Source organism: Ancylobacter mangrovi, assembly GCF_024752355.1.
GTDB classification, from domain to species: domain Bacteria; phylum Pseudomonadota; class Alphaproteobacteria; order Rhizobiales; family Xanthobacteraceae; genus Ancylobacter; species Ancylobacter mangrovi.
On sequence record NZ_JANTHZ010000002.1, the window covers coordinates 787296 to 808971 of the forward strand.

Below are 21676 nucleotides of genomic sequence, written 5' to 3' on the forward strand. Positions count from 1 at the left end.
CGCCGCGCCGCCTCGAAAGCGCCGAATCTGGCGCCTTCCTTGCTTGTCGATTCACTCCTCCGCGCCGCGCGCGCGCCTGACCGCTGCTGGAGACGATGCCTCTTCCCGTCCTGATCGTCCTCCACCAGGAACATTCCTCCCCCGGCCGGGTCGGGCGTCTCCTGGTCGAGCGCGGCCATACGCTGGACATACGCCGGCCCTGCCTCGGCGAGGCGCTGCCGGATACGCTGGGCGCCCATGCCGGGGCGGTGATCTTCGGCGGCCCGCAGAGCGCCAACGACGTCCATGACTATGTGAAGGCCGAGATCGACTGGATCGGCGTGCCGCTCGCCGAAGCCAAGCCGTTCCTCGGCATCTGCCTCGGCGCGCAGATGCTGGCCCGCACGCTGGGCGCGCGGGTGGCGCCCCATCCCGAGGGTCTGGTCGAGATCGGCTACTACCCGATCCGCGCCACCGGGGCGGCCGAGGCGCTGCTGGCGCCGCCGCCGGACGCCGAGGCCGACCTGTGTGAGCTCTGGCCCGATCACGTCTATCACTGGCACCGCGAGGGCTTCGAGCTGGCCGAGGGGGCGGAACTGCTCGCCGCCGGCGAGACCTTCCCGAACCAAGCCTTCCGCTACGGGCCGGCCGCCTACGGGATCCAGTTCCACCCCGAGGTGACGCACCAGATGATGTGCCGCTGGACCGTGCGCGGCAGCGAGCGGCTCAGCCTGCCCGGGGCGCGTCCCTCGCGCGCCCATTTCCTCGACCGGCTGCAGCATGACGGGCGCATCCGCCTGTGGCTCGACGCCTTTCTCGACCACTGGCTGGCGAGCGGGCGCGTCTCGCCGGCCTGAGCGGCGAGCGGGCGCACCGGGCCGGATTCAGGCCGCGTCCGGCTGGGGCGTGAGCATCAGGTCGAGGAACTCACCGAGATCGCGCACGTCCTCCTCGATCCGGTCGTCGCGGCGGCTCGCCGAGGCGTGGAAGATGCCGTCGAGCATCAGGCCGATGCGCCGCGCGGTCTTGGCGGTGTCGGTCGGCCGGAACAGCCCGGATTCGATGCCCCGCCGCAGCGCGCCCTCGAGCAACACCTTCTCGCGGGCGTAGAAGCCGGCGATCATGGCCTCGATGGCGGGGTCGCTGGTGCCCGCGCTCGCATAGTCCGACATCAGCTTCACCATCAGCGCGGTGGTGGGGGCGAAGCTGATATGGGCGTCCAGCCAGGCGTTGATCTCGTCGCGCGGGTTGCCGGTGGCGACGCGGCGCTGCTCGTAGCCGGCGACGAGCTGCTCGATCGCGTGGCCCAGCGCGCAGCGCACCAGGTCGTCCTTGTTCTCGAAATAGTGGTAGAGCAGCCCGACATTGATGTCGCACACCATGGCGATGTCGCGCACGGTGACGACCGAATAGTGCCGCTCGGCGAACAGCCGGAGCGCTTCCTCCAGGATCATTTCCCGACGCTCGGCCGGGTTGAGGCGCCGCCTCGCCGCCTTCGCGGTCATTGTGTCTCCTCCGTAGAACTACGGAATTTTTGCCTTGCCTGTATGCTATGCATGCCCATTTGTTGGGCTTGCAGTCGATATTAAGTCACCGTTTAATAGCCTGGTCCAGCCCAATTCAGCGACCAGGAGCTGCCCCGATGAAGCGTATCTTTCAGGCCGCGGCCCTCGCCGTCGGCCTCGCCGCCGCGACCTTTGCAGGTTCGCTTCCCGCAGATGCCGCGCCGAAGAAGAGTTTCAAGCTCGCCTACACGGTCTACATCGGCTTCATGCCCTTCGCCTATCTCAAGCAGTCGGGCATCATGAAAAAATGGGCCGACAAGTACGGCATCGATGTCGAGCTCATCCAGACCAATGACTATGTCGGGGGCGTCAACCAGTTCATCGCCGGCGACATGGACGCGGTCGGCGTCGCTTCGATGGACGGGCTGACCATGCCGGCGGCCGGCGGCGTCGATACTTCGGTCTTCCTCATCACCGACTATTCGAACGGCAACGACATCCTCATGTCGAAGACCGCCAAGAGCGTGAAGGATCTGGTCGGCCAGGACGTCTACCTGCTGCAGTATTCGGTCTCGCACTATCTGCTGAACCGCGCCCTGCAGATGAACGGCATCGAGGACACCTCCTCCGCCAAGGCGGTGAACATTTCCGACGCCGATATCTCGGCCGCCTATGTCTCGCAGGACACTGTGAAGAACGCGGTCTCCTGGAAGCCGCTGACCGAGGACATGGAGAAGGTGCCGGGCACCACGGTGCTGTTCGATTCCTCGAAGATTCCCGGCGAGATCATGGACGTGTTCATCGCCCATACCGCGACGCTGAAGGACAACCCCGAATTCGCCAAGGCGGTGATCGGCGCCTGGTACGAGGCGCTCGGCATCCTGAAGGCGGGCGGCCCGAAGGCGGACGAGATGCGCGCCATCATGACCAGCGCCATGGGCACGGATGCGAGCGGGCTGCAGTCGCAGATCGACACCACCCACTTCTTCTACACGCCGACCGAGGCCTACGACTTCCTGACCTCGCCGGACAACGAGAAGATCTGGGACAACATCCGCACCTTCTGCTTCGACCAGGGCCTGTTCGGCCAGGGCGCGACCAGCGTGGATTCGATCGGCATCGAGGTCGCCGACGGCAACGTGCTGGGCGACAAGGGCAACATCAAGATGCGGATCAACGCCAGCTTCACCAAGGAAGCGGCCGACGGCAAGCTCTGAGCGCGCCCAAGGCGCGGCGCCGGCGCGGCTCCTCCCGCGCCGGCCTGCCCGATCCCGACCGACGTAACCGCCCGACCCGTCCGTCTCCGGCCCCCTCGGCCCGCATTCCGGCCCGGAAGGCATGACCATGCGCCGCATCATCAACTACGCGCCCCGTCCGGGCGTGCGCATCATCCTCGCCGCCCTGCCCTTCATCGCGGTGCTGGCGATCTATGTGCTCGCCTCCAATGCGCGCCTCGCCGTCGAGCCGAACGACAAGCTCATGCCGGCGCTCGCGACCTTCTGGGCGACGCTGGTGCGCATGGCGACCACGGTCGACGTCGCCACCAAGACCTACCTGTTCTGGTGGGACACCTGGCTCAGCCTGTGGCGGCTGTTCCTCGGGCTCGGCATCTCGGCGCTGGTGGGGCTGGTGCTCGGCATCGTGGTCGGCTTCATCCCCTATCTGCGCTCGACCTTCGAGCCCTTCTTCGCCGCCTTCTCGCTGATCCCGCCGCTGGCGGTTCTGCCGATCCTGTTCATCATCTTCGGCCTCGGCGAGGTGTCGAAGATCGTGCTGATCGTGTTCGGCATCGCCCCCTTCATCATCCGCGACGTGATGCTGAGGGTGGCCTCGCTGCCCACCGAGCAGATCGTCAAGGCGCAGACGCTCGGCGCTTCCACCTGGCAGATGATCTCCGGCGTGGTGCTGCCGCAGGTGATGCCGCGCCTCATCGATTCGGTGCGGCTCTCGCTCGGCGCGGCGTGGCTGTTCGTCATCGCCGCCGAGGCCATCACCGCGGAGGGCGGGCTCGGCTACCGCATCTTCCTGGTGCGGCGCTATCTCGCCATGGACGTGATCCTTCCCTACGTCGCCTGGATCACCCTGCTCGCCTTTCTCATGGATTACGTGCTGCGCAGGCTCTCCGCCGCCGCCTATCCGTGGGACAAGATCAAGGCGGCCTGAATGACCAAGATCGTCATCGACAACGTCTGGAAGGAATATGACGACCGGGTCGTGCTGGAGCGCGTCAACCTCGCGCTCGACGACCACGAGTTCCTCGTCATCATCGGCCCTTCCGGGGTCGGCAAGACCACGCTGCTGCGCCTGCTGCTGAGCCAGGAGACGCCCACGCGCGGGCGCATCCTGATCGACGGCGAGCCGATCGCCCCCGAGCCGACCGCCGATCGCGGCGTGGTGTTCCAGCGCTATTCGGTGTTCCCGCACAAGACCGTGCTGGGCAACGTGATGCTGGGCCCGCAATGGGCCGCCTCGCCGGTGCTCGGCCGGCTGTTCGGTGCGCGTCGGCGCGCGCTCGAGGCGCGGGCAATGGGGCTGCTGGAGCGGGTCGGCCTCGCCGATTCGGCGGACAAGTACCCCGCCCAGCTCTCCGGCGGCATGCAGCAGCGCCTCGCCCTCGCCCAGGCGCTGATCATGAAGCCGAAGGTGCTGCTGCTCGACGAGCCGTTCGGCGCGCTCGACCCGGGCACCCGCAAGTCGATGCACGAGCTGGTGCACGAATTGTGGGAGGAGAACGAGATGACCATCGTCATGGTCACGCACGACCTCTCCGAAGCCTTCCTGCTGGGCACCCGCGTGATCGCGGTCGACCGCCCGCGCACCGACCCGCAGGCCCCCGAGCGGTTCGGCGCCACCATCGCCTCCGACTTCGAGGCCAAGATCCGCGCCGTGCGCGACTCCCACCGTTTCGAGAGTGAGCGCGAGAAGCTCCGCCTCACGCTCGTCTCCTCCCACGACCTGCCTGCGGATGGCCCGGCCGTCCGCGCCCTTGTGAAGGACTGACGTCAATGGCCGACAAGCGCTTCCATCTCGCCTGGTTTATGAACTTCACGCCCGACGAGTGGCGCGAGCCGTTCGGCCAGGGCGGCTATCCCTGGGACGGGCAGTTCTACATCGACATGGCGCAGTCGATGGAGCGCGCCTGCTTCGATCTCATCATGATCGAGGACAAGCTGATGGTGCCGGAGACCTATGGCGGCTCGCGCGACCTCTCGCTCAAGCACGCCATGATGGTGCCGAAGGCCGATCCGGCGCCGCTCGCCGTCGCCATGGGCATGGCCACCAAGCATCTGGGCGTGGTCGCCACCATGTCGACCATGGCCTACCCGCCCTTCATGCTGGCGCGCCTGTCCTCGACCATCGACAGCCTGACCAAGGGCCGCTTCGGCTGGAACGTCGTCACCTCGGCCGAGGACCTGATGGCGAAGAACTTCGGCATGGACAGGCTGCCCGCGCGCGAGGACCGCTACGCCATGGCGGACGAGTACATGGACGTGGTCGGCAAGCTGTTCGAGAGCTGGGAGCCGGACGCGGTGGTGCTCGACCGCAAGAACGGCGTCTATGCGGACGGCTCGAAGATCCACACCGTCGACCACAAGGGCAAGTACTACCAGGTGCGCGGGCCGCTCAACACCGTGCCCTCGCCGCAGCGCCGCCCGGTCTACCTTCAGGCCGGCGCCTCGCCGCGCGGGCGCGACTTCGCCGCCCAGCACGCGGACGCCATCGTCTCGGTGGCGAACGGGGTGGAGGGGATGAAGGAGTTCCGCAGCGACATCCGCGCCCGGGCCGAGAAGTTCGGCCGCAACCCGGACGACATCAAGGTGTTCTTCTGCATCTGCCCGAGCCTCGGCGAGACCGAGGAGGAGGCGCAGGCGCGCTACCGGAACGTCACCATGTCGGACAATTTCGTCACCGACGTGCTGATCTCGATTTCCGCCATCACCGAGATCGACTTCGCGCAGTTCGAGCTCGACAAGCCGCTGCCCGAGAAGCTCGTCACCAATGGCGAGTCCGGCACGCTCGACAAGTTCCAGCAATGGGGCTCGGGCAAGACGCTGCGCCAGCTCGCGGCCGATGGCGGCGGCGGCCTCGTCTCCTCCATGGAGCTGATCGGCACGCCGGCGCAGGTGGCTGAGAAGATGGGCGCGGCGATGGCCGAGGTCGGGGGCGACGGCTTCCTCATCACCACGCCGGTGCTGCGGGTCTCGCGCCGCTACATCACCGAGATCTGCGACGGCCTGGTGCCGGAGCTGCAGTCGCGCGGGCTGGTGCGCACCGAATACAAGCACCAGCTCCTGCGCGACAATCTGCGGGAATTCTGACGCCGCCCCATAGCCGCTTAGCCGGCTATCTGACGGAAGGGAGAGATGGACATGGTCCCGTCTGTTCAGGACGACGTCCCCGGCCCGGCGCCCGGGCGGATCGCCGGGGTGACGCGCCAGCAATATCGTGACGCGATGGCCCGGCTCGGCGCCGCGGTGAACATCGTGACCACGGACGGCCCGGCCGGGCGCCACGGCTTCACCGCCTCGGCGGTGTGCTCGGTGACCGACACGCCGCCGACCCTGCTGGTCTGCCTCAACAAGGGCAGCTCGGCGAGCGCGGTGTTCCACGCCAACGGCGTGCTGTGCGTGAACACGCTGGCGGCGGGGCACGAGGCGCTCTCCAACCTGTTCGGCGGGCGCACCCCGCCCGCCGAGCGCTTCGCAGCGGCGCAGTGGAAGGTGGCCGCCACCGGCGCGCCGATGCTGGTGGACGCGGTTGCGGCCTTCGACTGCCGGATCGTGCGCACGGTCGAGGTCGGCACCCATGACGTGCTGTTCTGCGAGGTGGTCGGCCTCGCCGAGGGCGGGGTCCCGCATGGCCTGATCTATTTCAGCCGCCGCTACCACGCCATTCGCGGCGGCCATGGCGGCGGGGAGGAGTGAGCCGTGTGGAGGCTCTCCGGGCCGCCACGCGCGCCGGGCGTAAAGATCAGGCATGCAACCGCGTGCGAGCTTACCTTGGCGGGAAAAATCCCCACGGCTGTGCGGTTTGAAGCTTACGTGCCGGGCGTGTGTGTGACACCAGAACGGGCGAGCATCGCCTAAAACATAGGCGTGCCTGCATAGTGGATTTGGCATAGCGTCAGACGTTGTTCCGTGTCGGTGGCGCATGACCGGAAAAGGAACCTAACCATCTGTAATCAGGTCGGTTTCGCGGTGCTAAGGATAGAAACAGTCGCGATGCGCGCGAAACCGCACCAACGCCCCGCCTCCGCCCCGGCCGATGCCGAGATCGGCAGCCGCAGGGCGGGGTGCTTTCACAAGGCGCCTGCGCGCCGGTTCGCTGCCCAGCGTCCTATTCCTCAGGGAGACCCATCATGCTGACTAAGAGCCTGCGCCGGTGCCTTGCCGGCGCGTTCACCGGGGCGGTCATGGCCGCGGCGGCGGCGCAGCCCGCCTCCGCCGGCAAGATCTCGATCGGTCACACGATCTGGGTCGGCTACGGGCCGCTCTACCTCGCCAGGGAGCTCGGCTACTTCAAGGACAACGGCGTCGACGTCGACTTCCAGGTGGTCGACGATTCCGCCCTCGCCATGGCGGCCCAGGCGGCCGGCAAGCTCGACGGCACCGCCACCACGCTGGACGAGATCCTGAAGTACCGCTCCGACAAGTTCTGCTTCAAGGCGGTGGCGCTGTTCGACGAGAGCCATGGCGGCGACGGCATGGTATCGGTGAAGGAGATCAACTCGCTGGACGACCTGAAGGGCAAGACGGTCGCCCTGAACGAGGGCTCGACCTCGCAGTTCTGGTTCTCCTACCTGCTGAAGAAGCAGGGCATCCCGCTCAAGGACGTCGAGGTGCTCAACATGAGCGCCGATGCCGCCGCGGCCGCCTTCATCGCCGGCCAGGTGCCGGTCGCCGTGACCTGGGAGCCGAACCTCACCCTGGTGAAGACCAAGAACGCCGGCAAGGTGCTGATGGACAGCGCCGCGACGCCGGGCGTCATCATCGACGTGCTGGAGATCTCCTGCTCGGTGCTGAAGGACCGTCCCGAGGACGTGAAGGGCTTCATCGCCGGGCTGCAGAAGGCGGTTGACTACATCAAGACCAACCCCGACAAGGCCTATGCCATCATGGCCAAAGGCGTCGGCGGCTATCTCACCGACCCGAAGGACTTCGCCGACGCCGCCTCGGGTGTGAAGTTCTACGATAAGCAGATGACGATCGACTATTTCGGCACGCCGGAGAAGCCCGGCCCGGCCGCGGACGTGATCAAGCTCGGCAACGAGATCTGGACCGACCTCGGCAAGATCAAGACGCCGATCACCTACGACCAGATCATCGACCCCAGCTTCACCCAGTGATCGCCGCCGGGGGCGCGCGCGAGGTCGCGCGTCCCCGGTTCCGATCCCGTGCCGGATGCGAGTTGCCATGGCCCGCAAGCGTTCCATCATCGACCTCTGCCTGACGCCCAAGGCCGAAGTGCCGGGCCCGCTGCGCTATGCCGTCGCGACCTTCGTCTGGGTGCTGGTCATCGCCATCTGGTCGATCCTGACCTATGGCGGCATCATGCAGGACATCTTCCTGCCCTCGCCGACCGCGGTGATGGGCGCCTTCTTCCGCCTGTTCGAGGACGGCACGCTCAGCCAGCACATCTGGGCGAGCCTGCAGGTGGTCCTCATGGGCTTCATCATCTCTTCTATCATCGCCGTGCCGCTCGGCCTGCTGATGGGCACGTTCCGCGTGGTGCAGGCGGGGCTCGAGCCGCTGGTGAACTTCATCCGCTACCTGCCCGTGACCTCCTTCGTGCCGCTGTTCATCCTGTGGATCGGCATCGGCATCGAGCAGCGGGTCACCGTCATCTTCTTCGGCACCTTCTTCCAGCAGCTCGTCATGATCGCCGACGTCTCGCGCGGCGTGTCGAAGGACCTGCTCAACGCGTCCTACACGCTCGGCGCCTCGCGGCGCGACGCGCTGCTCCACGTGCTCACCCCGGCGGCGCTGCCGGGTATCATGGACACGCTGCGCGTCACCATGGGCTGGGCCTGGACCTATCTGGTGGTCGCCGAACTCGTCGCCGCCTCCTCGGGCCTCGGCTACATCTCGATGAAGGCGATGCGCGGCTTTCAGGTCGACGTGATCTTCCTGGCCATCGCGGTGATCGGCCTGCTCGGCCTGTTCACCGACCTCATCTTCCGCCTGATCAGCAACCGGCTCGTCGGGTGGGCGAACTGAATGGGCCGGCCGTTCGCGGACTACCTGAATTTCCTACCGACCAGCGAGGCAATGCCATGAGCGTCGCGAATGTTCTGCGCGAGGAGCCGGTGCCGGCCGTCACGCCCGGCGAGGCGCCTGCCGCCAAGGCGCCGCCGCTCCTGCGCATCAAGGACGTGCGTCTCGAATACACCACCAAGACCAAGACCGTGGTGGCGATCGACAACATCTCGATCGACGTGCCGGACAACCAGTTCGCCGTCATCGTCGGCCCCTCGGGCTGCGGCAAGTCGAGCCTGCTCTATCTCGTCGCCGGCCTGAACGAGCCGACCTCAGGCGAGATCCTGCTCGGCAATGAGGAGATCGACGGGCCGGGGCCGGACCGGGGCATGGTGTTCCAGTCCTACACGCTGTTCCCCTGGCTCACCGTGCGCGAGAATGTCGAGTTCGGACTCAAGCGCCGCCACGTGCCGGCGGCCGAGCGCGAGGACATCGTCAACCGCTACCTCAACGAGACCGGCCTCGCCGCCTTCCACGACGCCTATCCCAAGCAGCTCTCGGGCGGCATGATGCAGCGCGTGGCGATCGCCCGCGCGCTCGCCAACGACCCGAAGATCCTGCTGATGGACGAGCCCTTCGGCGCGCTCGACAGCCAGACCCGCAACTCGATGCAGAAGCTGCTGCTGCGGGTGTGGGAGCAGCACAAGAAGACCGTGCTGTTCGTCACCCACGACATCGACGAGGCGATCCTGCTCGGCGACCGCATCTATGTGATGACCGCCCGCCCGGGCCGGCTGAAGGAAGAGGTGGTGGTGCCGATCGCCCGTCCGCGCAACATGGACATGGTGATGGACCCGTCCTTCATCGCCGTGAAGCGGCGGATCCTCGAGCTGCTCAAGAACGAGATCAAGGACGACGACGAGCATTGAGGCGCGCCGCGCCGCCTGGGGGCGGGCGGACCCAGCAGGGGGCCGGTGCTCCCGCGCCGTTTCCCCGTCCTCTTGCTCCGCCCGCGCGGCCGCCGCACAGTCGCGGCGGTCCCCCGATCCGGTACGCGGCGAAAGCGATGACCGACAATGCGCAGACCGGGCTCCCGCCTTCCGCGACGGGCTGGGAGCCGGCGCCGGCCGACACCCGCGCCCGGGCGGCGGCGCGGCTGTCCGGCCTCGCGGCGCATTTCGAGGGTTGGGCGGACGCCAATCTCCACGGCGTGGTGATGGTCCATCGCGGCAGGCTGCTCTACGAGCACTATTTCACCGGCGAGGACCGCGCCTTCGCCCGACCGCTCGGCCGGGTCGCCTATCATGCAGGGCTGCGCCACGACCTGCGCTCGATCACCAAGAGCGTCGTCTCGCTGCTGGTCGGTATCGGCGTCGGCGAGGGCTGGATCGGCGATCTGGACACGCCGGTGCTGGCGCTGTTTCCCGAGCCTGCCCGCCACGCGACGCCGGAGAAGGCCGCCATCACGCTCCGGCACCTGCTCACCATGTCGGCCGGCCTCGCCTGGAACGAGGATCTTCCCTACAGCGACCCCGCCAACAGCGAGCGCCGCATGATCGATGCGCCGGACCGCTGCGGCTATGTGCTGGCGCAGCCGCTGGTGCGCACGCCGGGTGCCGCCTATCGCTACAATGGCGGCCTCACCCTCTTGCTGGCCACGGCGCTGGAGCGCGGCTCCGGCCGGACCATCGACGCGCTGGCGCGCGACCTGCTGTTCGCCCCGCTCGGCATCGCGGATGTGGAATGGCACCGCTATGACGACGGCGCGGCCAATCCGGTGTCGGGCCTGCGGCTCGTCCCGCGCGACGTGGCGCGGCTCGGCGAACTGGTGCTGCGCGGCGGCCGGTACGCGGGCCGGCAGGTCGTGCCCGAGGGCTGGATCGCCGAATCGACGGCGCCGCAGATCCATGGCGAAGGGCTCTATTTCTACGGCTTCCACTGGTGGCTCGGCCGTTCGCTGGTCGCGCGGCGGGAGATCCGCTGGATCGCCGGCATCGGCTATGGCGGCCAGCGCCTCTACATCGTGCCGGAGCTCGACCTCGTGGTGGCGGTGACCGCCGGCCTCTATGACGAGCCGGTGCTCCAAGGCATGGTCGGCGACGTCGTCCTGCGCCGCTACGCGCTGCCCGCCGCACTGGAAGCGGGGTGACGCGCCGTGCTTCGCCCCGGATCCCCCTTTCCCGACCTTCGAGCCGATCGGTAGACCATGACCCGACCCTCCCTGTTCGATCTTGCCGGCCGCAAGGCCCTGGTGACCGGCGCCAGCCGCGGCATCGGCCGCCGGATCGCCGGCGCGCTCGCTGCCGCCGGTGCCGATGTCGCAGTGGCCGCGCGCGGGCTCGACGCGCTCGCCGACACGGCAAGCGACATCGCCGCGCTCGGCCGCCGCGCGGTGCCGCTGGCGCTCGACGTGACCGACGCCGAGCGCTGCCGCCTCGCGGTGGAGGCGGCGGCGGGCGAGCTGGGCGGGCTCGACATCCTCGTCAACAATGCCGGCATGGAGCAGGTCCGCCCCTCGCTGGAGGTGGACGAGGCGCTGTGGGACGCGATCCTCGACACCAATCTCAAGGGTGCCTTCTTCTGCGCCCAGTCCGCCGCCCGGCTGATGAAGGGGGCGGGCGGGGGGGCGATCATCAATCTGTGCTCGCTGACATCGCAGGTCGGCATCCCGACCGCCGTTCCCTATGGCTCGTCCAAGTCCGGCCTGCTCGGCATGACGCGCGCGCTGGCGGCGGAGTGGGCGGGGCTCGGCATCCGCGTCAACGCCATCGCGCCGGGCTATTTCCGCACCGCCATGACCGAGGTGTTCTACGAAGATGCCGGCTGGCAGGACGCGATGCTGGCCAAGATCCCGATGCGCCGCTTCGGCGAGCTGGCCGATCTCGACGGCATCGCGGTGTTCCTCGCCTCCGACGCCTCGGCCTACATTACCGGCCAATGCTTCCCGGTGGACGGCGGCTTCCTCGCCTCGATCTGAGGAACGGAGCCGGGCCGCGCCTGCCGATTGGGCAGCGGGAGCGACAAGTTTGGTCTCCCCTCGCCGTGATTAAGACTATACATATTTCCGTCCCGGATGAGGCGGCTGAGAGGTTCTGTCATGACCGACATCTGCAATTTCCACGAGCTCGCCACCATGGACGCGGCCGCCCGCGCCGGCCTGCTTAAGCGTTCGGAGACCGACCTCTCGACCTTCATCGAGAAGGTCCGCCCGATCGTCGAGGCGGTACGCACGGAAGGCGACGAGGCGCTGGCGCGCTTCGGCCGCGAGCTCGACAGGGCCGACGTCACGGCCGACCGGCTGAAGGCCAGCGAGGCGGAATTCGACGAGGCGTTCCGGCTGGTCGCCCCCGAGGTGATCGAATCGATCGAGTTCGGCATTTCCAATATCCGCAGCTTTCACGAGGAGCAGGCGCCCGAGCCGATGTGGCTGAAGGAGGTGCGCCCCGGCGCCTTCGCCGGCGACCGCTGGACGCCGATCGAATCCGCCGCGCTCTACGTGCCGCGCGGCAAGGGCGCCTTTCCCTCGGTGACGATGATGACCGCCGTGCCGGCGAGCGTCGCCAAGGTGCCGAACATCTCGATCGTGACCCCGCCGACCGAGACCGGCGGCGTCGACGCCGCGACCCTCGTCGCCGCCCGGCTCGCCGGCGTCGAGACGGTCTACAAGTGCGGCGGCGCGCAGGCGGTGGCGGCGGTCGCCTACGGCACGCAGACGGTGAGGAAGGCGATCAAGATCGTCGGCCCCGGCTCGCCCTGGCTGGTGGCCGCCAAGCGCCTGCTCTCCGACATCATCGACACCGGGCTCCCCGCCGGCCCCTCGGAGGCGATCATCTTCGCCGACGGCACGGTGAACGGCGCGGTTGCGGCGCTCGACCTGCTGATCGAGGCCGAGCACGGGCCGGATTCCTCCGCCTATCTCGTTACCCATTCGCGCGAGCTGGCGGAAGCCGCGCGCGCCGCCCTGCCCGGGCATTGGGGGCGGATGAGCGAGCAGCGCGTCGCCTTTTCGAAGGCGGTGCTGAGCGGCAAGTGCGGGGGCATCGTGCTGACCTCCTCGCTGGAGGAGAGCTACGACTTCGTCAACGCCTATGCGCCCGAGCACCTCGAGATCCTCTCCACCGACCCGTTCGCGCATCTGGGGCGGATCACCGAGGCGGCGGAGGTGCTGATGGGACCCTATACGCCGGTGACCATCGCCAATTTCACCCTCGGCCCCAATGCCGTGCTGCCGACCAGCCGCTGGGCACGCACCTACGGGCCGCTCTCGGTCACCGACTTCCTCAAGCGCTCCTCGGTCGGCTACGTCACCGGCACCGCCTATCCGGAATTCGCCGGCCACGCCCGCCGGCTCGCGCGCTATGAGGGCTTCTCCAGCCATGAGAACGCGGTCTCCGGGCTGCGCGACGACCTGCTGAAGGGCGGCTGAGGCATGAAGGCGGTCCGGCTCCACGGCGCGGGCGACCTGAGGGTCGAGGAGGTGCCGCCTCCCGGCACGCCGGCGGCCGGCTGGGTGCGGCTGAAGGTCGGCGCGGCCGGCATCTGCGGTTCGGACATCCACAATTTCCGCACCGGCCAGTGGATCACCCGCGCGCCGTCCATCGCCGGCCACGAGCTGACCGGGGTGGTGGTCGAGACCGGCGCGGGCGTCGAAGGCTTCGCGCCGGGCGACGCGGTGGTGGCGGATTCGCGCTTCTGGTGCGGGGATTGCCCGGCCTGCCGGGCGGGGCGGCATCATCTGTGCGAGAAGCTCGGTTTCGTCGGCGAGGCATGCGATGGCGGCTTCGCGGAGGAGGTGGTGCTGCCCGCGCGGCTGCTGCTGCCGGTTCCGGCCGAGCTCGCCCCGGCGGTGGCGGCGATGGCCGAGCCGCTGGCGGTGGCGCTGCACGCGGTGCGCCGGCTGGCGCCGCAACCGGGCGAGCCGGTGCTGGTGGTGGGCTGCGGGCCGATCGGCGGGCTCGCGGCGCTCGTCCTCGCGCGGGGAGGCGACGGGGTGCCTCATGACGGGCCGGTCCTCGTCGCCGACCGCAATGGCGCGCGGGCGGCTCTTGTGGCGGAGGTGACCGGCGCGCAGAGCGTCGCGCTCGACGCCGGCGACCTCCGCGCGGCGCTGGACGGCCGGCTTCCCGCCGCCTCCATCGAGGCGACCGGCAGCCCGGCGGCGCTCTCGGCCTTGACCGGGGTGATGGAGGGCGGCGGACGGGTGGCGCTGGTCGGCATCTATCACGGCCGTCTCGACCTCGATCCGAACCGGATGGTCGAGCACGAATTGTCGATGATCGGCTGCCACGCCTTCACCGACGAGCTGCCGCAGGCGGTGACGCTGCTACCCGCGCTCCAGAGCGACCTCCTGCGCCTCGTCGACCGCGAGATCGGCCTCGACGAGGTGCCCGCCGCCTATGAGCGGCTGATCGCGGGTGAGGCGGACGGGCTCAAGACCATCATCCGCCCGGGCCGGCCGTGAGCATGTCGAGCCGCACCGCGCAGATCCGCGCGCTGGCGCAGCGCGACCCGGCACTCGCCGAGGCGCCGCTCGCCGCGCTGCTGGCCGACCTGTTCGGCATCGCGCCGCGCAACGTGGCGATCAATCTCGACCGCTACAGCCTCAACTCGCTCAACGGCTTCTTCGAGACCGATGCGGAGGCCTTCTTCTTCAAGTTCCATCAGGAGGAAGGCGAGGAGGCGATGGCCGGCGAGTATTACCGTGCCGACATCCTCGCCCGCGCCGGCCTTCCGGTGGACCAGCCGGTGCATGTCTCGGCCGAGCCCGGCGAGCAGATCCTGGTCTATCGCCGCCGCGACGAGCCGCGCTTTTCCGACGTGCTGCGCGCGCTCGACATGGAGGACGACCCGGCGGCGCGGGCGGTGGCGGTGGAGGCCGAGCGCGGGCTCAGCCGCGCCCTCATCGCCACCTATCGCGCCAGCCTGCATCCCGTCACGGCGGGGGAGGTGGCGGCCGAGCCGATCCACCGGCTGTTCCACGAGCGGCTGGTCACGCATGGCGCGGCGGGGGAAGCCTATCCCGGCGGGCGCTACCGGGAGTTCTATCTCGGCCGCCGCTTCGCCTTTCCCGGCCTCGCGCTCGACTGGGCGGACCTGTCGACGCGGCGCTTCACCGTCAACGGCGTGACCTATGCCCGTACGCTCGGCGAGCTGTTCGACGCGGCAGAGGCCCGCCTGCGCCCGGAGCGGCTCGCCGATGCCGGTGGGGTGGTCGCTCATGGCGACGCGCACAACGCCAATGTCTGGTTCACTCGTGGCGACAGAAACGGCGAAGCGGGCGCGCGGCTCTCCTTCTTCGACCCGGCCTTTGCGGGGGAGAACGTGCCGGCCCTGCTGGCCGAGGTGAAGGCGACGTTCCACAACGTGTTCGCCCATCCGTTCTGGCTCTACGACCCGGACCTCGCCAGCACGCGCTTTTCCGCCGCTGCGCGGCTCGCCCCGGGCGAATTGATCGTCGAGACCGACTGGGCGCCGAGCCCGGTGCGCGCCGATCTCCTCGCCGTGAAGGCGGACGAGGTGTGGCGCCCGCTGCTCGCCGAGCTCGCGGCCCGCGCCCTGCTGCCGCCCGACTGGCGCGAGGTGATCCGCCTCGCCCTGTTCCTGTGCCCGACGCTGGTGATGGATCTGCGCGCCGGCGCGCGCACCCACACGCCGATCTCCTCATTGATCGGCCTGTCGGTCGCGGTCATGGTCGGCTCCCCGCCGCTCCAGGGCGCGGACGCCGTCACCCGTTTCCTCGACCGCATCGACCCGGACCTGCCCCGATGAGCCTCATCAATGTCGACGACGCCCGCGCCATCGCCCGGCGCCGTCTGCCGCGCATCTTCTTCGATTATGTCGACGGCGGCGCCTTCGCCGAGGACACGCTGCGGGCCAACCGGGAGGATTTCGGCCGCTGGACGCTGGTGCAGCGCGTGCTCAACGACATCTCGGTGCGCGATCTCTCGACCGAGTTCCTCGGCACCCGCCACCCGCTGCCCTTCATGCTGGGGCCGGTCGGCTTCCTCGGGCTCTACGCCGCGCGCGGCGAGATCGCGGCGGCGCGGGCCGCCCATGCCGCGGGCATCCCGCTGTGCCTGTCGACCTTCTCCATCGCCTCGCTGACCGAGCTCCGGGCGGCGACGCAGGGGCCGCTGCATTTCCAGCTCTATGTCATGTCGGACCGTGCCATCGGCGAGGAGCTGATCGCGCAGGCCCGCGCGGCCGGGGTCGATACGCTCTACCTCACCGTCGACACCGCGATCACCAGCGTGCGCGAGCGCGACCTGCGCAACGGCTTCCGCTCGCTCACCCGGATCACGCCGGGTCTCGCCCTGCGCCTCGCCACCCGCCCCGGCTGGTGCGTCGAGATGCTGCGCGCGGGGATGCCGGAGGTCGGCGCGGTCAAGCACCGGCCCGAGTTCGGCCGGGGCGCGCTGGAGCAGGCGAGCAACCTGTCGCGGCGGATCGACACCCGCCTGTCCTGGAAGGATGTCGACTGGCTGCGCGCGCGCTGGGACGGCAAGCTGGTGCTGAAGGGCGTGCTCGCGCCCGAGGACGCGATGACCGCCCGCGCGACCGGCGTTGACGCGATCGTGGTCTCCAACCATGGCGGGCGCCAGCTCGACGGTGCCTCCTCCACCATCGCCGCGCTGCCGGCGATCGCCGACGCGCTGGGCGGCGACCTCGACATATTGTTCGACGGCGGGGTGCGGCGCGGTGCCGACATCGTGAAGGCGCTCGCGCTCGGCGCCTCCGGCGTACTGCTCGGTCGGGCCTATGTGTTCGGCCTCGGCGCCGCCGGGGAGGCGGGCGTCGCCCGCATGATCGCGCATCTGCGCGAGGAGGTGGACATCACGCTGGCGCTGATGGGGCTGACCTCGATCGACGCGCTGAAACGGCTCGGGCGCGCGGCATTGAACCCGCGCTGACGCGCGGCGCGCTTTTCCGAAAGCAGGGAAGTTTCGTTCGAAGCATTGAAAAGCGTCATTCGACGCGTATAGCCTCCGCCCGAGGCGGGAAACGAAAGCGTTGCCGTCGGTCCAGCCTGCGGAGACGCCGTGTGACCCGTCAAGCCACCGATCCGATCTACGACATCGCCATCATCGGCGGCGGGGTGAACGGCTGCGGCATCGCCCGCGACGCCGCCGGGCGGGGCGCCTCGGTGGTGCTGTTCGAGCAGGGCGACTTCGCCGGCGCGACCTCCTCGGCCTCCACCAAGCTGATCCATGGCGGGCTGCGCTATCTCGAGCAGTACGAGTTCCGGCTCGTGCACGAGGCGCTCGCCGAGCGCGAGGTGCTGTGGAAGATCGCGCCGCACATCATCGGCCCGCTGCGCTTCGTGCTGCCGCACCACAAGGGGCTGCGCCCGGCCTGGCTGCTGCGGCTCGGCCTGTTCATCTACGACCATCTCGGCGGGCGCCGGCTGCTGCCGGCGACGCGCACGCTCGACCTCTCGAGCGACGTGACCGGCCGGCCGCTGCGCGAGGGCTACCGGCGCGGCTTCGAATATTCCGACTGCCGGGTCGACGACAGCCGCCTCGTGGTGCTGAACGCGCTGGACGCGGCCGAGCGCGGCGCCGACATCCGCCCGCGCACGCGCGTCGTCTCCGCCCGGCGCGAGAGCGAGTTCTGGCGCATCGAGGTGGAAGCGGGCGGCATCTCGCAGCTCGTCCATGCGCGCGTGCTGGTTAATGCGGCGGGGCCGTGGGTGCACCAGGTGCTGAGCGAGGTCGCCGGCGTCAGCTCGCCGGCCGAGGTGCGGCTGGTGCAGGGCAGCCACATCGTGGTGCGCAAGCTCTACGACCACGACCGCGCCTACATCTTCCAGAACCCGGACGGGCGGATCATCTTCGCCATTCCCTACCATGACGATTTCACGCTGATCGGCACCACCGACCGCGACTTCGGCCACACGCCCGGCGCGCCGGTCGCGAGCGCGGAGGAGATCGCCTATCTGTGCGCCGCGGCCGACGAGTATTTCCGCGCGCCGGTGAGCCCGGACGACGTGGTGTGGGCCTATTCCGGCGTGCGCCCGCTCTATGACGACGGCGCCTCCAAGGCGCAGGAAGCCACGCGCGACTACGTGCTGGAGCTCGACGACGCCGACGGCCAAGTGCCCGTGCTCTCGGTGTTCGGCGGCAAGATCACCACCTATCGCCGGCTCGCCGAGCACGCCATGCGCAAGCTCGCGCCGTTCCTGCCCGCGGCCTCGGCCCGGCCCTGGACCGGGGGTGCGCCGCTGCCGGGCGGGGATTTCGGCGTCGAGGACCGGGCGCGGCTGGAAGGCCAGCTGCGCCGCGCCCATGCCGGGCTCGACGAGCGGCTCGCGCGCCGGCTGGTGCGCAGCTACGGGACCCGGGCGATGCGCATCCTCGACGGCGCGCGCACGCCCGGCGACCTCGGCTCCGTGTTCGGCGCCGACCTGACCGAGGCCGAGGTGCTCCACCTCATGCGCGAGGAATGGGCGCTGACCGCCGAGGATGTGCTCTGGCGCCGCACCAAGCTCGGCCTGCATTTCTCGGCCGAGGAGACGGCGGCGCTCGAGGACTTCATGCGCAGGGCGGGGGAGATGGCCGGCTCCCCGCCCGCGACGCGCAGCGTTCCGGCATGAGTGCCTTTGCATGAGCAGCCATATTCTCGCGATCGACCAGGGGACGACCTCCTCGCGCGCCATCCTGTTCCGCCCGGACACCAGTATTGCCGCCGAGGCGCAGCAGGAATTCGCCCAGCACTTCCCCTCCTCGGGCTGGGTCGAGCACGAGGCGGAGGACCTGTGGAACACCACGGTCTCCACCTGCCGGCAGGCGATCGCCGAGGCGGGCATCGGCCCGGCCGACATCGCCGCGATCGGCATCACCAACCAGCGAGAGACGGTGGTGGTGTGGGACCGGCAGAGCGGGCGGGCGATCTACCGCGCCATCGTCTGGCAGGACCGGCGCACCGCCGCCCATTCCGCCCGGCTGAAGGGGGAGGGGCACGAGGAACTGGTCACGGCGCGCACCGGGTTGATCCTCGATCCCTATTTCTCGGCCACCAAGATCGGCTGGATCCTCGATCACGTGCCGGGGGCGCGCAAGCGCGCGGAGCGCGGCGAGCTCGCCTTCGGCACGGTGGATTCCTGGCTGCTGTGGCGCCTCACCGGCGGCAAGGTGCACGCCACCGACATCACCAACGCCTCGCGCACCTCGCTGTTCAACATCCATGAGGGCCGCTGGGACGACGACATGCTGGCGCTGTTCGGCGTGCCGCGCTCCATGCTGCCGGAAGTGAAGGAGTGCGCCGACGATTTCGGCGAGACCCTGCCGGAGCTGTTCGGCGGGCCGCTGCCGATCCGCGGCGTGGCTGGCGACCAGCAGGCGGCGACGATCGGCCAGGCCTGCTTCGAGCCCGGCATGATCAAGTCGACCTACGGCACCGGCTGCTTCGCCCTGCTCAACACCGGCGAGACCGTCGTCGCCTCGGCGAACCGGCTGCTCAGCACCATCGCCTACCAGATCGACGGGCGCCGCTGCTACGCGCTGGAGGGCTCGATCTTCGTCGCCGGCGCCGCGGTGCAGTGGCTGCGCGACGGCATCGGCATCATCGCCAGCTCGGCCGAGAGCGAGAAGCTGGCGGAGGCCGCCGATGCCGGCCAGCACGTCTATCTGGTGCCGGCCTTCGTCGGGCTCGGCGCGCCCTATTGGGAGCCGGAGGTGCGCGGCGCCATGTTCGGCCTCACCCGCGCCACCACCAGCGCCGAGATCGCGCTGGCGACGCTGGAGAGCGTGTCCTACCAGACCGCCGACCTGATCGACGCCATGCACGCGGACTGGCAGGCGTCGGGCGCCGGCGCGGCGCCGACGGTGCTGCGCGTCGACGGCGGCATGAGCGCCTCGAACTTCTTCGTGCAGCGCCTCGCCGACATCATCGCCGCCCCGGTCGACCGTCCGGTGGTGCGCGAGACCACCGCGCTCGGCGCGGCCTATCTCGCCGGCTACAAGTCCGGGATCTTCCCCGCGCCCGAGCATTTCGCTGACCTGTGGCGGCTCGAACGGCATTTCACCCCGTCCATGCCGGCGGTGACGCGCGAGCGCAAGCTGGCCGGCTGGCGCGACGCGGTGTGGCGGCTGACCATGGCGTGAAATCGCCCATTCGCGGGATGCTGAAGCGCGGAACGCGCGCGCGTGGCGAATCGATAGAGGTAATTAGATACGCCGACGTGATCGGCCGGCTGCTCTATAATGGATCGCAACAACGGCAAGATTATACAATTTCGGACGCAGGGTTTGGTAATTGTCTGACCTAGCGTCATCAGGGGGCTGGTGTGATGGACGTGGTTTGCGCAGAGGCGGATGCGGCTTCCGGCCTCGGCGGCGGGACGGCGGAGGCGTCTGTGCGCCGTCTGAAGGTCTGCCTGATCAATCCCCGGTTCGAGATTTCCTTCTTCGGCATGCAGCACGCGCTGCCGATCCTGCCGGGCGAGAGGAAGGCGATGATGCCGCCGGGCTCGCTGCCCCTGCTCGCGGCGCTGGTTCCGCCCGAGCACGAGGTGACGATCATCGACGAGAACGCCGAGGAGATCGATTTCGAGCGCCTGCGCTCCTATGACGTGATCGGCCTCACCGGGATGATCGTGCAGCGCCAGCGCATGGATGAGATTCTGCGCACCCTGCGCGAGACGACGGACGCGCTTTTGTGCGTCGGCGGGCCCTATGTGACGGTCGACGAGACGCATTTCGACGGGCTGTGCGACGTCGTTTTCCTGGGCGAGGCCGACGAGACCTGGGGCGTGTTCATCGCCGATTACGCGGCCGGGCGGCCGACGGAGCGGCGCTACAAGCAGGCCGAACCGACCAACATGGAGACGGTGCCCTGCCCGCGCTACGACCTGCTCGATCCCAAGCACTACGTGTCGGTGGCGATGCAGTTCTCGCGGGGCTGCCCGTTCCTGTGCGAATTCTGCGACATCATCGTGATCTTCGGGCGCAAGCCTCGCCTGAAGAAGGCGGCGCAGATCACCGCTGAACTCGACCGCCTGAAGGCGCTTGGCACCAGGGCGGTGTTCTTCGTCGACGACAATTTCATCGGCAACAAGAAGCTCGCCGCCGCCATGCTGCGCGAGCTCGTCGACTGGCAGGTGGCCAACGGCTACCCGATGACCTTCTCGACCGAGGCGAGCATCAATCTGGGTGACGAGCCGGAAATACTGGACCTGCTCTGGAAGGCGAATTTCCGCTCGGTCTTCATAGGTATCGAATCGCCGCGTCCCGAATCCCTGCTCGAGACCAAGAAGGTGCAGAACGTCCGCGGCGATTCCATCGACGCCAAGCTCGACCGCGTCCGCGATGCCGGCATCGTGGTGCAGGCCGGCTTCATCGTCGGCTTCGATAATGATGACGCCCGGGTGTTCGACGAGCAGTTCAACTTCATCCAGCGCAACGCGATCGGCATTTCCGTCGTGTCGATCCTCTCGCCGATCCCCTCCACGCCGCTTTACGAGCGGCTGGAGAAGGAGGGCCGCCTCATCGACGACGACGACATGGTCTGGTTCCAGCCCAAGGCGATGTCGCTCGACGAGCTGAAGCAAGGCTACATGGATCTGAACCGGCGGCTGTTCGATCCGTATGCCTTCTTCGAGCGGATCTACGGCAATCTGAGCCGCTCGCCCTCGTTCCGGCAGCGCTATGTCGAGCGCGCGGGCGGCCGGCGCACGCCAACGCTCGGCCAGCGCCTGGCCTATGGCAAGATGGTCGGCAACGTCACCTGGCGCCTCGGCAAGGCTCTGGCGGCCAAGGGGTGGCTCGGCAAGCTCTCCGTCGCCTATGCGCGCATCTACTGGACCTACAACGCGCCACACCGGCCCGACCGGCTGCCGCTTCTGGATTTTGTCTCCATGTGCGCGCGCCACTGGCACCATTTCGTCCTGTCTAACGAAACCGTGTCCTATTGGGGTCGCGCGGGCTTCAAGCGCGACGAGATGGCCGAGGCCGCCCCCCGTCAGCTGGCGGCGGGGGCCGAAGCGTAGACGCTGCCATG

19 protein-coding genes are annotated in these 21676 nt (G+C 68.9%); 18 read left to right on the top strand and 1 reads right to left on the bottom strand.

The genetic code is table 11. The features are described from left to right. The first annotated feature begins 95 nt into the window (after nt 1-95). Nucleotides 96-836 (top strand): glutamine amidotransferase, encoded by a 741-nt coding sequence (locus NVS89_RS09055; RefSeq protein WP_258732288.1) that lies wholly within the window; start codon nt 96-98, stop codon nt 834-836. Between the two features lie 27 nt (nt 837-863). Here NVS89_RS09055 and NVS89_RS09060 read toward each other — a convergent pair whose 3' ends face one another. Continuing rightward, the gene (locus NVS89_RS09060; protein WP_258732290.1) at nt 864-1484 is read right to left on the bottom strand and encodes a TetR/AcrR family transcriptional regulator; all 621 of its coding nucleotides are present in this window, start codon (nt 1482-1484) and stop codon (nt 864-866) included. 137 nt (nt 1485-1621) lie between these two features. On the opposite strand from NVS89_RS09060, the gene NVS89_RS09065 reads away from it, so the two are divergent. From NVS89_RS09065 to NVS89_RS09145, 17 genes are all read left to right on the top strand, one after another. After that, nucleotides 1622-2701 carry a putative urea ABC transporter substrate-binding protein gene (locus NVS89_RS09065; protein ID WP_258732291.1) on the top strand — a complete coding sequence of 360 codons (1080 nt, stop codon included), beginning with the start codon at nt 1622-1624 and terminating at the stop codon, nt 2699-2701. A 127-nt stretch (nt 2702-2828) separates the two neighbouring features. Continuing rightward, the gene (locus NVS89_RS09070) at nt 2829-3647 is read left to right on the top strand and encodes an ABC transporter permease (RefSeq protein ID WP_258732292.1); all 819 of its coding nucleotides are present in this window, start codon (nt 2829-2831) and stop codon (nt 3645-3647) included. Beyond that, nucleotides 3648-4484: an ABC transporter ATP-binding protein gene (locus tag NVS89_RS09075; RefSeq protein ID WP_258732293.1), complete on the top strand. Its 837-nt coding sequence runs from the start codon at nt 3648-3650 to the stop codon at nt 4482-4484. It begins immediately after the preceding gene. 5 nt (nt 4485-4489) lie between these two features. Next, complete coding sequence (locus NVS89_RS09080) at nt 4490-5803, top strand: NtaA/DmoA family FMN-dependent monooxygenase (protein ID WP_258732294.1); 1314 nt, start codon at nt 4490-4492, stop codon at nt 5801-5803. A 135-nt stretch (nt 5804-5938) separates the two neighbouring features. Continuing rightward, entirely contained in the window at nt 5939-6409 is a 471-nt protein-coding gene (locus NVS89_RS09085; RefSeq protein WP_258732387.1) for a flavin reductase, read from the top strand. Between the two features lie 434 nt (nt 6410-6843). Next, nucleotides 6844-7830, top strand: a complete 987-nt coding sequence (locus NVS89_RS09090; protein ID WP_258732296.1) for an ABC transporter substrate-binding protein — start codon at nt 6844-6846, stop codon at nt 7828-7830. Nucleotides 7831-7897: 67 nt separating this feature from the next. Then, a complete protein-coding gene (locus NVS89_RS09095) occupies nt 7898-8701 on the top strand; it encodes an ABC transporter permease (protein WP_258732297.1) in 804 nt (267 codons plus the stop codon). Between the two features lie 56 nt (nt 8702-8757). Next, nucleotides 8758-9609: an ABC transporter ATP-binding protein gene (locus NVS89_RS09100; RefSeq protein WP_258732298.1), complete on the top strand. Its 852-nt coding sequence runs from the start codon at nt 8758-8760 to the stop codon at nt 9607-9609. A 137-nt stretch (nt 9610-9746) separates the two neighbouring features. Next, the gene (locus NVS89_RS09105) at nt 9747-10829 is read left to right on the top strand and encodes a serine hydrolase domain-containing protein (protein ID WP_258732299.1); all 1083 of its coding nucleotides are present in this window, start codon (nt 9747-9749) and stop codon (nt 10827-10829) included. 57 nt (nt 10830-10886) lie between these two features. Beyond that, complete coding sequence (locus tag NVS89_RS09110) at nt 10887-11657, top strand: SDR family NAD(P)-dependent oxidoreductase (protein WP_258732300.1); 771 nt, start codon at nt 10887-10889, stop codon at nt 11655-11657. A gap of 120 nt (nt 11658-11777) precedes the next feature. Further along, nucleotides 11778-13106: a histidinol dehydrogenase gene (hisD, locus tag NVS89_RS09115; protein ID WP_258732301.1), complete on the top strand. Its 1329-nt coding sequence runs from the start codon at nt 11778-11780 to the stop codon at nt 13104-13106. Between the two features lie 3 nt (nt 13107-13109). Then, entirely contained in the window at nt 13110-14141 is a 1032-nt protein-coding gene (locus NVS89_RS09120; RefSeq protein ID WP_258732302.1) for a zinc-dependent alcohol dehydrogenase, read from the top strand. Nucleotides 14142-14143: 2 nt separating this feature from the next. Then, nucleotides 14144-15448, top strand: a complete 1305-nt coding sequence (locus NVS89_RS09125) for a hypothetical protein (protein WP_258732303.1) — start codon at nt 14144-14146, stop codon at nt 15446-15448. Continuing rightward, nucleotides 15445-16590, top strand: coding sequence for an alpha-hydroxy acid oxidase (locus tag NVS89_RS09130; RefSeq protein ID WP_258732304.1), 1146 nt, complete (start codon nt 15445-15447; stop codon nt 16588-16590). Before NVS89_RS09125 ends, NVS89_RS09130 begins: the two co-directional genes overlap by 4 nt. 131 nt (nt 16591-16721) lie before the next feature. After that, the gene (gene glpD, locus NVS89_RS09135; protein ID WP_258732305.1) at nt 16722-18272 is read left to right on the top strand and encodes a glycerol-3-phosphate dehydrogenase; all 1551 of its coding nucleotides are present in this window, start codon (nt 16722-16724) and stop codon (nt 18270-18272) included. 10 nt (nt 18273-18282) lie between these two features. Continuing rightward, nucleotides 18283-19782 (top strand): glycerol kinase GlpK, encoded by a 1500-nt coding sequence (gene glpK / locus NVS89_RS09140; protein ID WP_258732306.1) that lies wholly within the window; start codon nt 18283-18285, stop codon nt 19780-19782. Between the two features lie 251 nt (nt 19783-20033). Then, complete coding sequence (locus NVS89_RS09145; RefSeq protein WP_258732307.1) at nt 20034-21665, top strand: B12-binding domain-containing radical SAM protein; 1632 nt, start codon at nt 20034-20036, stop codon at nt 21663-21665. Nucleotides 21666-21676: the final 11 nt, after the last annotated feature.

Excerpts from the sequence above, each read along its gene's own strand:
- NVS89_RS09055 (WP_258732288.1), top strand. The coding sequence starts at position 96 with ATGCCTCTTCCCGTCCTGATCGTCCTCCACCAGGAACATTCCTCCCCC.
- NVS89_RS09060 (WP_258732290.1), bottom strand. The coding sequence starts at position 1,484 with ATGACCGCGAAGGCGGCGAGGCGGCGCCTCAACCCGGCCGAGCGTCGG.
- NVS89_RS09065 (WP_258732291.1), top strand. The coding sequence starts at position 1,622 with ATGAAGCGTATCTTTCAGGCCGCGGCCCTCGCCGTCGGCCTCGCCGCC.
- NVS89_RS09070 (WP_258732292.1), top strand. The coding sequence starts at position 2,829 with ATGCGCCGCATCATCAACTACGCGCCCCGTCCGGGCGTGCGCATCATC.
- NVS89_RS09075 (WP_258732293.1), top strand. The coding sequence starts at position 3,648 with ATGACCAAGATCGTCATCGACAACGTCTGGAAGGAATATGACGACCGG.
- NVS89_RS09080 (WP_258732294.1), top strand. The coding sequence starts at position 4,490 with ATGGCCGACAAGCGCTTCCATCTCGCCTGGTTTATGAACTTCACGCCC.
- NVS89_RS09085 (WP_258732387.1), top strand. The coding sequence starts at position 5,939 with ATGGCCCGGCTCGGCGCCGCGGTGAACATCGTGACCACGGACGGCCCG.
- NVS89_RS09090 (WP_258732296.1), top strand. The coding sequence starts at position 6,844 with ATGCTGACTAAGAGCCTGCGCCGGTGCCTTGCCGGCGCGTTCACCGGG.
- NVS89_RS09095 (WP_258732297.1), top strand. The coding sequence starts at position 7,898 with ATGGCCCGCAAGCGTTCCATCATCGACCTCTGCCTGACGCCCAAGGCC.
- NVS89_RS09100 (WP_258732298.1), top strand. The coding sequence starts at position 8,758 with ATGAGCGTCGCGAATGTTCTGCGCGAGGAGCCGGTGCCGGCCGTCACG.
- NVS89_RS09105 (WP_258732299.1), top strand. The coding sequence starts at position 9,747 with ATGACCGACAATGCGCAGACCGGGCTCCCGCCTTCCGCGACGGGCTGG.
- NVS89_RS09110 (WP_258732300.1), top strand. The coding sequence starts at position 10,887 with ATGACCCGACCCTCCCTGTTCGATCTTGCCGGCCGCAAGGCCCTGGTG.
- hisD (WP_258732301.1), top strand. The coding sequence starts at position 11,778 with ATGACCGACATCTGCAATTTCCACGAGCTCGCCACCATGGACGCGGCC.
- NVS89_RS09120 (WP_258732302.1), top strand. The coding sequence starts at position 13,110 with ATGAAGGCGGTCCGGCTCCACGGCGCGGGCGACCTGAGGGTCGAGGAG.
- NVS89_RS09125 (WP_258732303.1), top strand. The coding sequence starts at position 14,144 with ATGTCGAGCCGCACCGCGCAGATCCGCGCGCTGGCGCAGCGCGACCCG.
- NVS89_RS09130 (WP_258732304.1), top strand. The coding sequence starts at position 15,445 with ATGAGCCTCATCAATGTCGACGACGCCCGCGCCATCGCCCGGCGCCGT.
- glpK (WP_258732306.1), top strand. The coding sequence starts at position 18,283 with ATGAGCAGCCATATTCTCGCGATCGACCAGGGGACGACCTCCTCGCGC.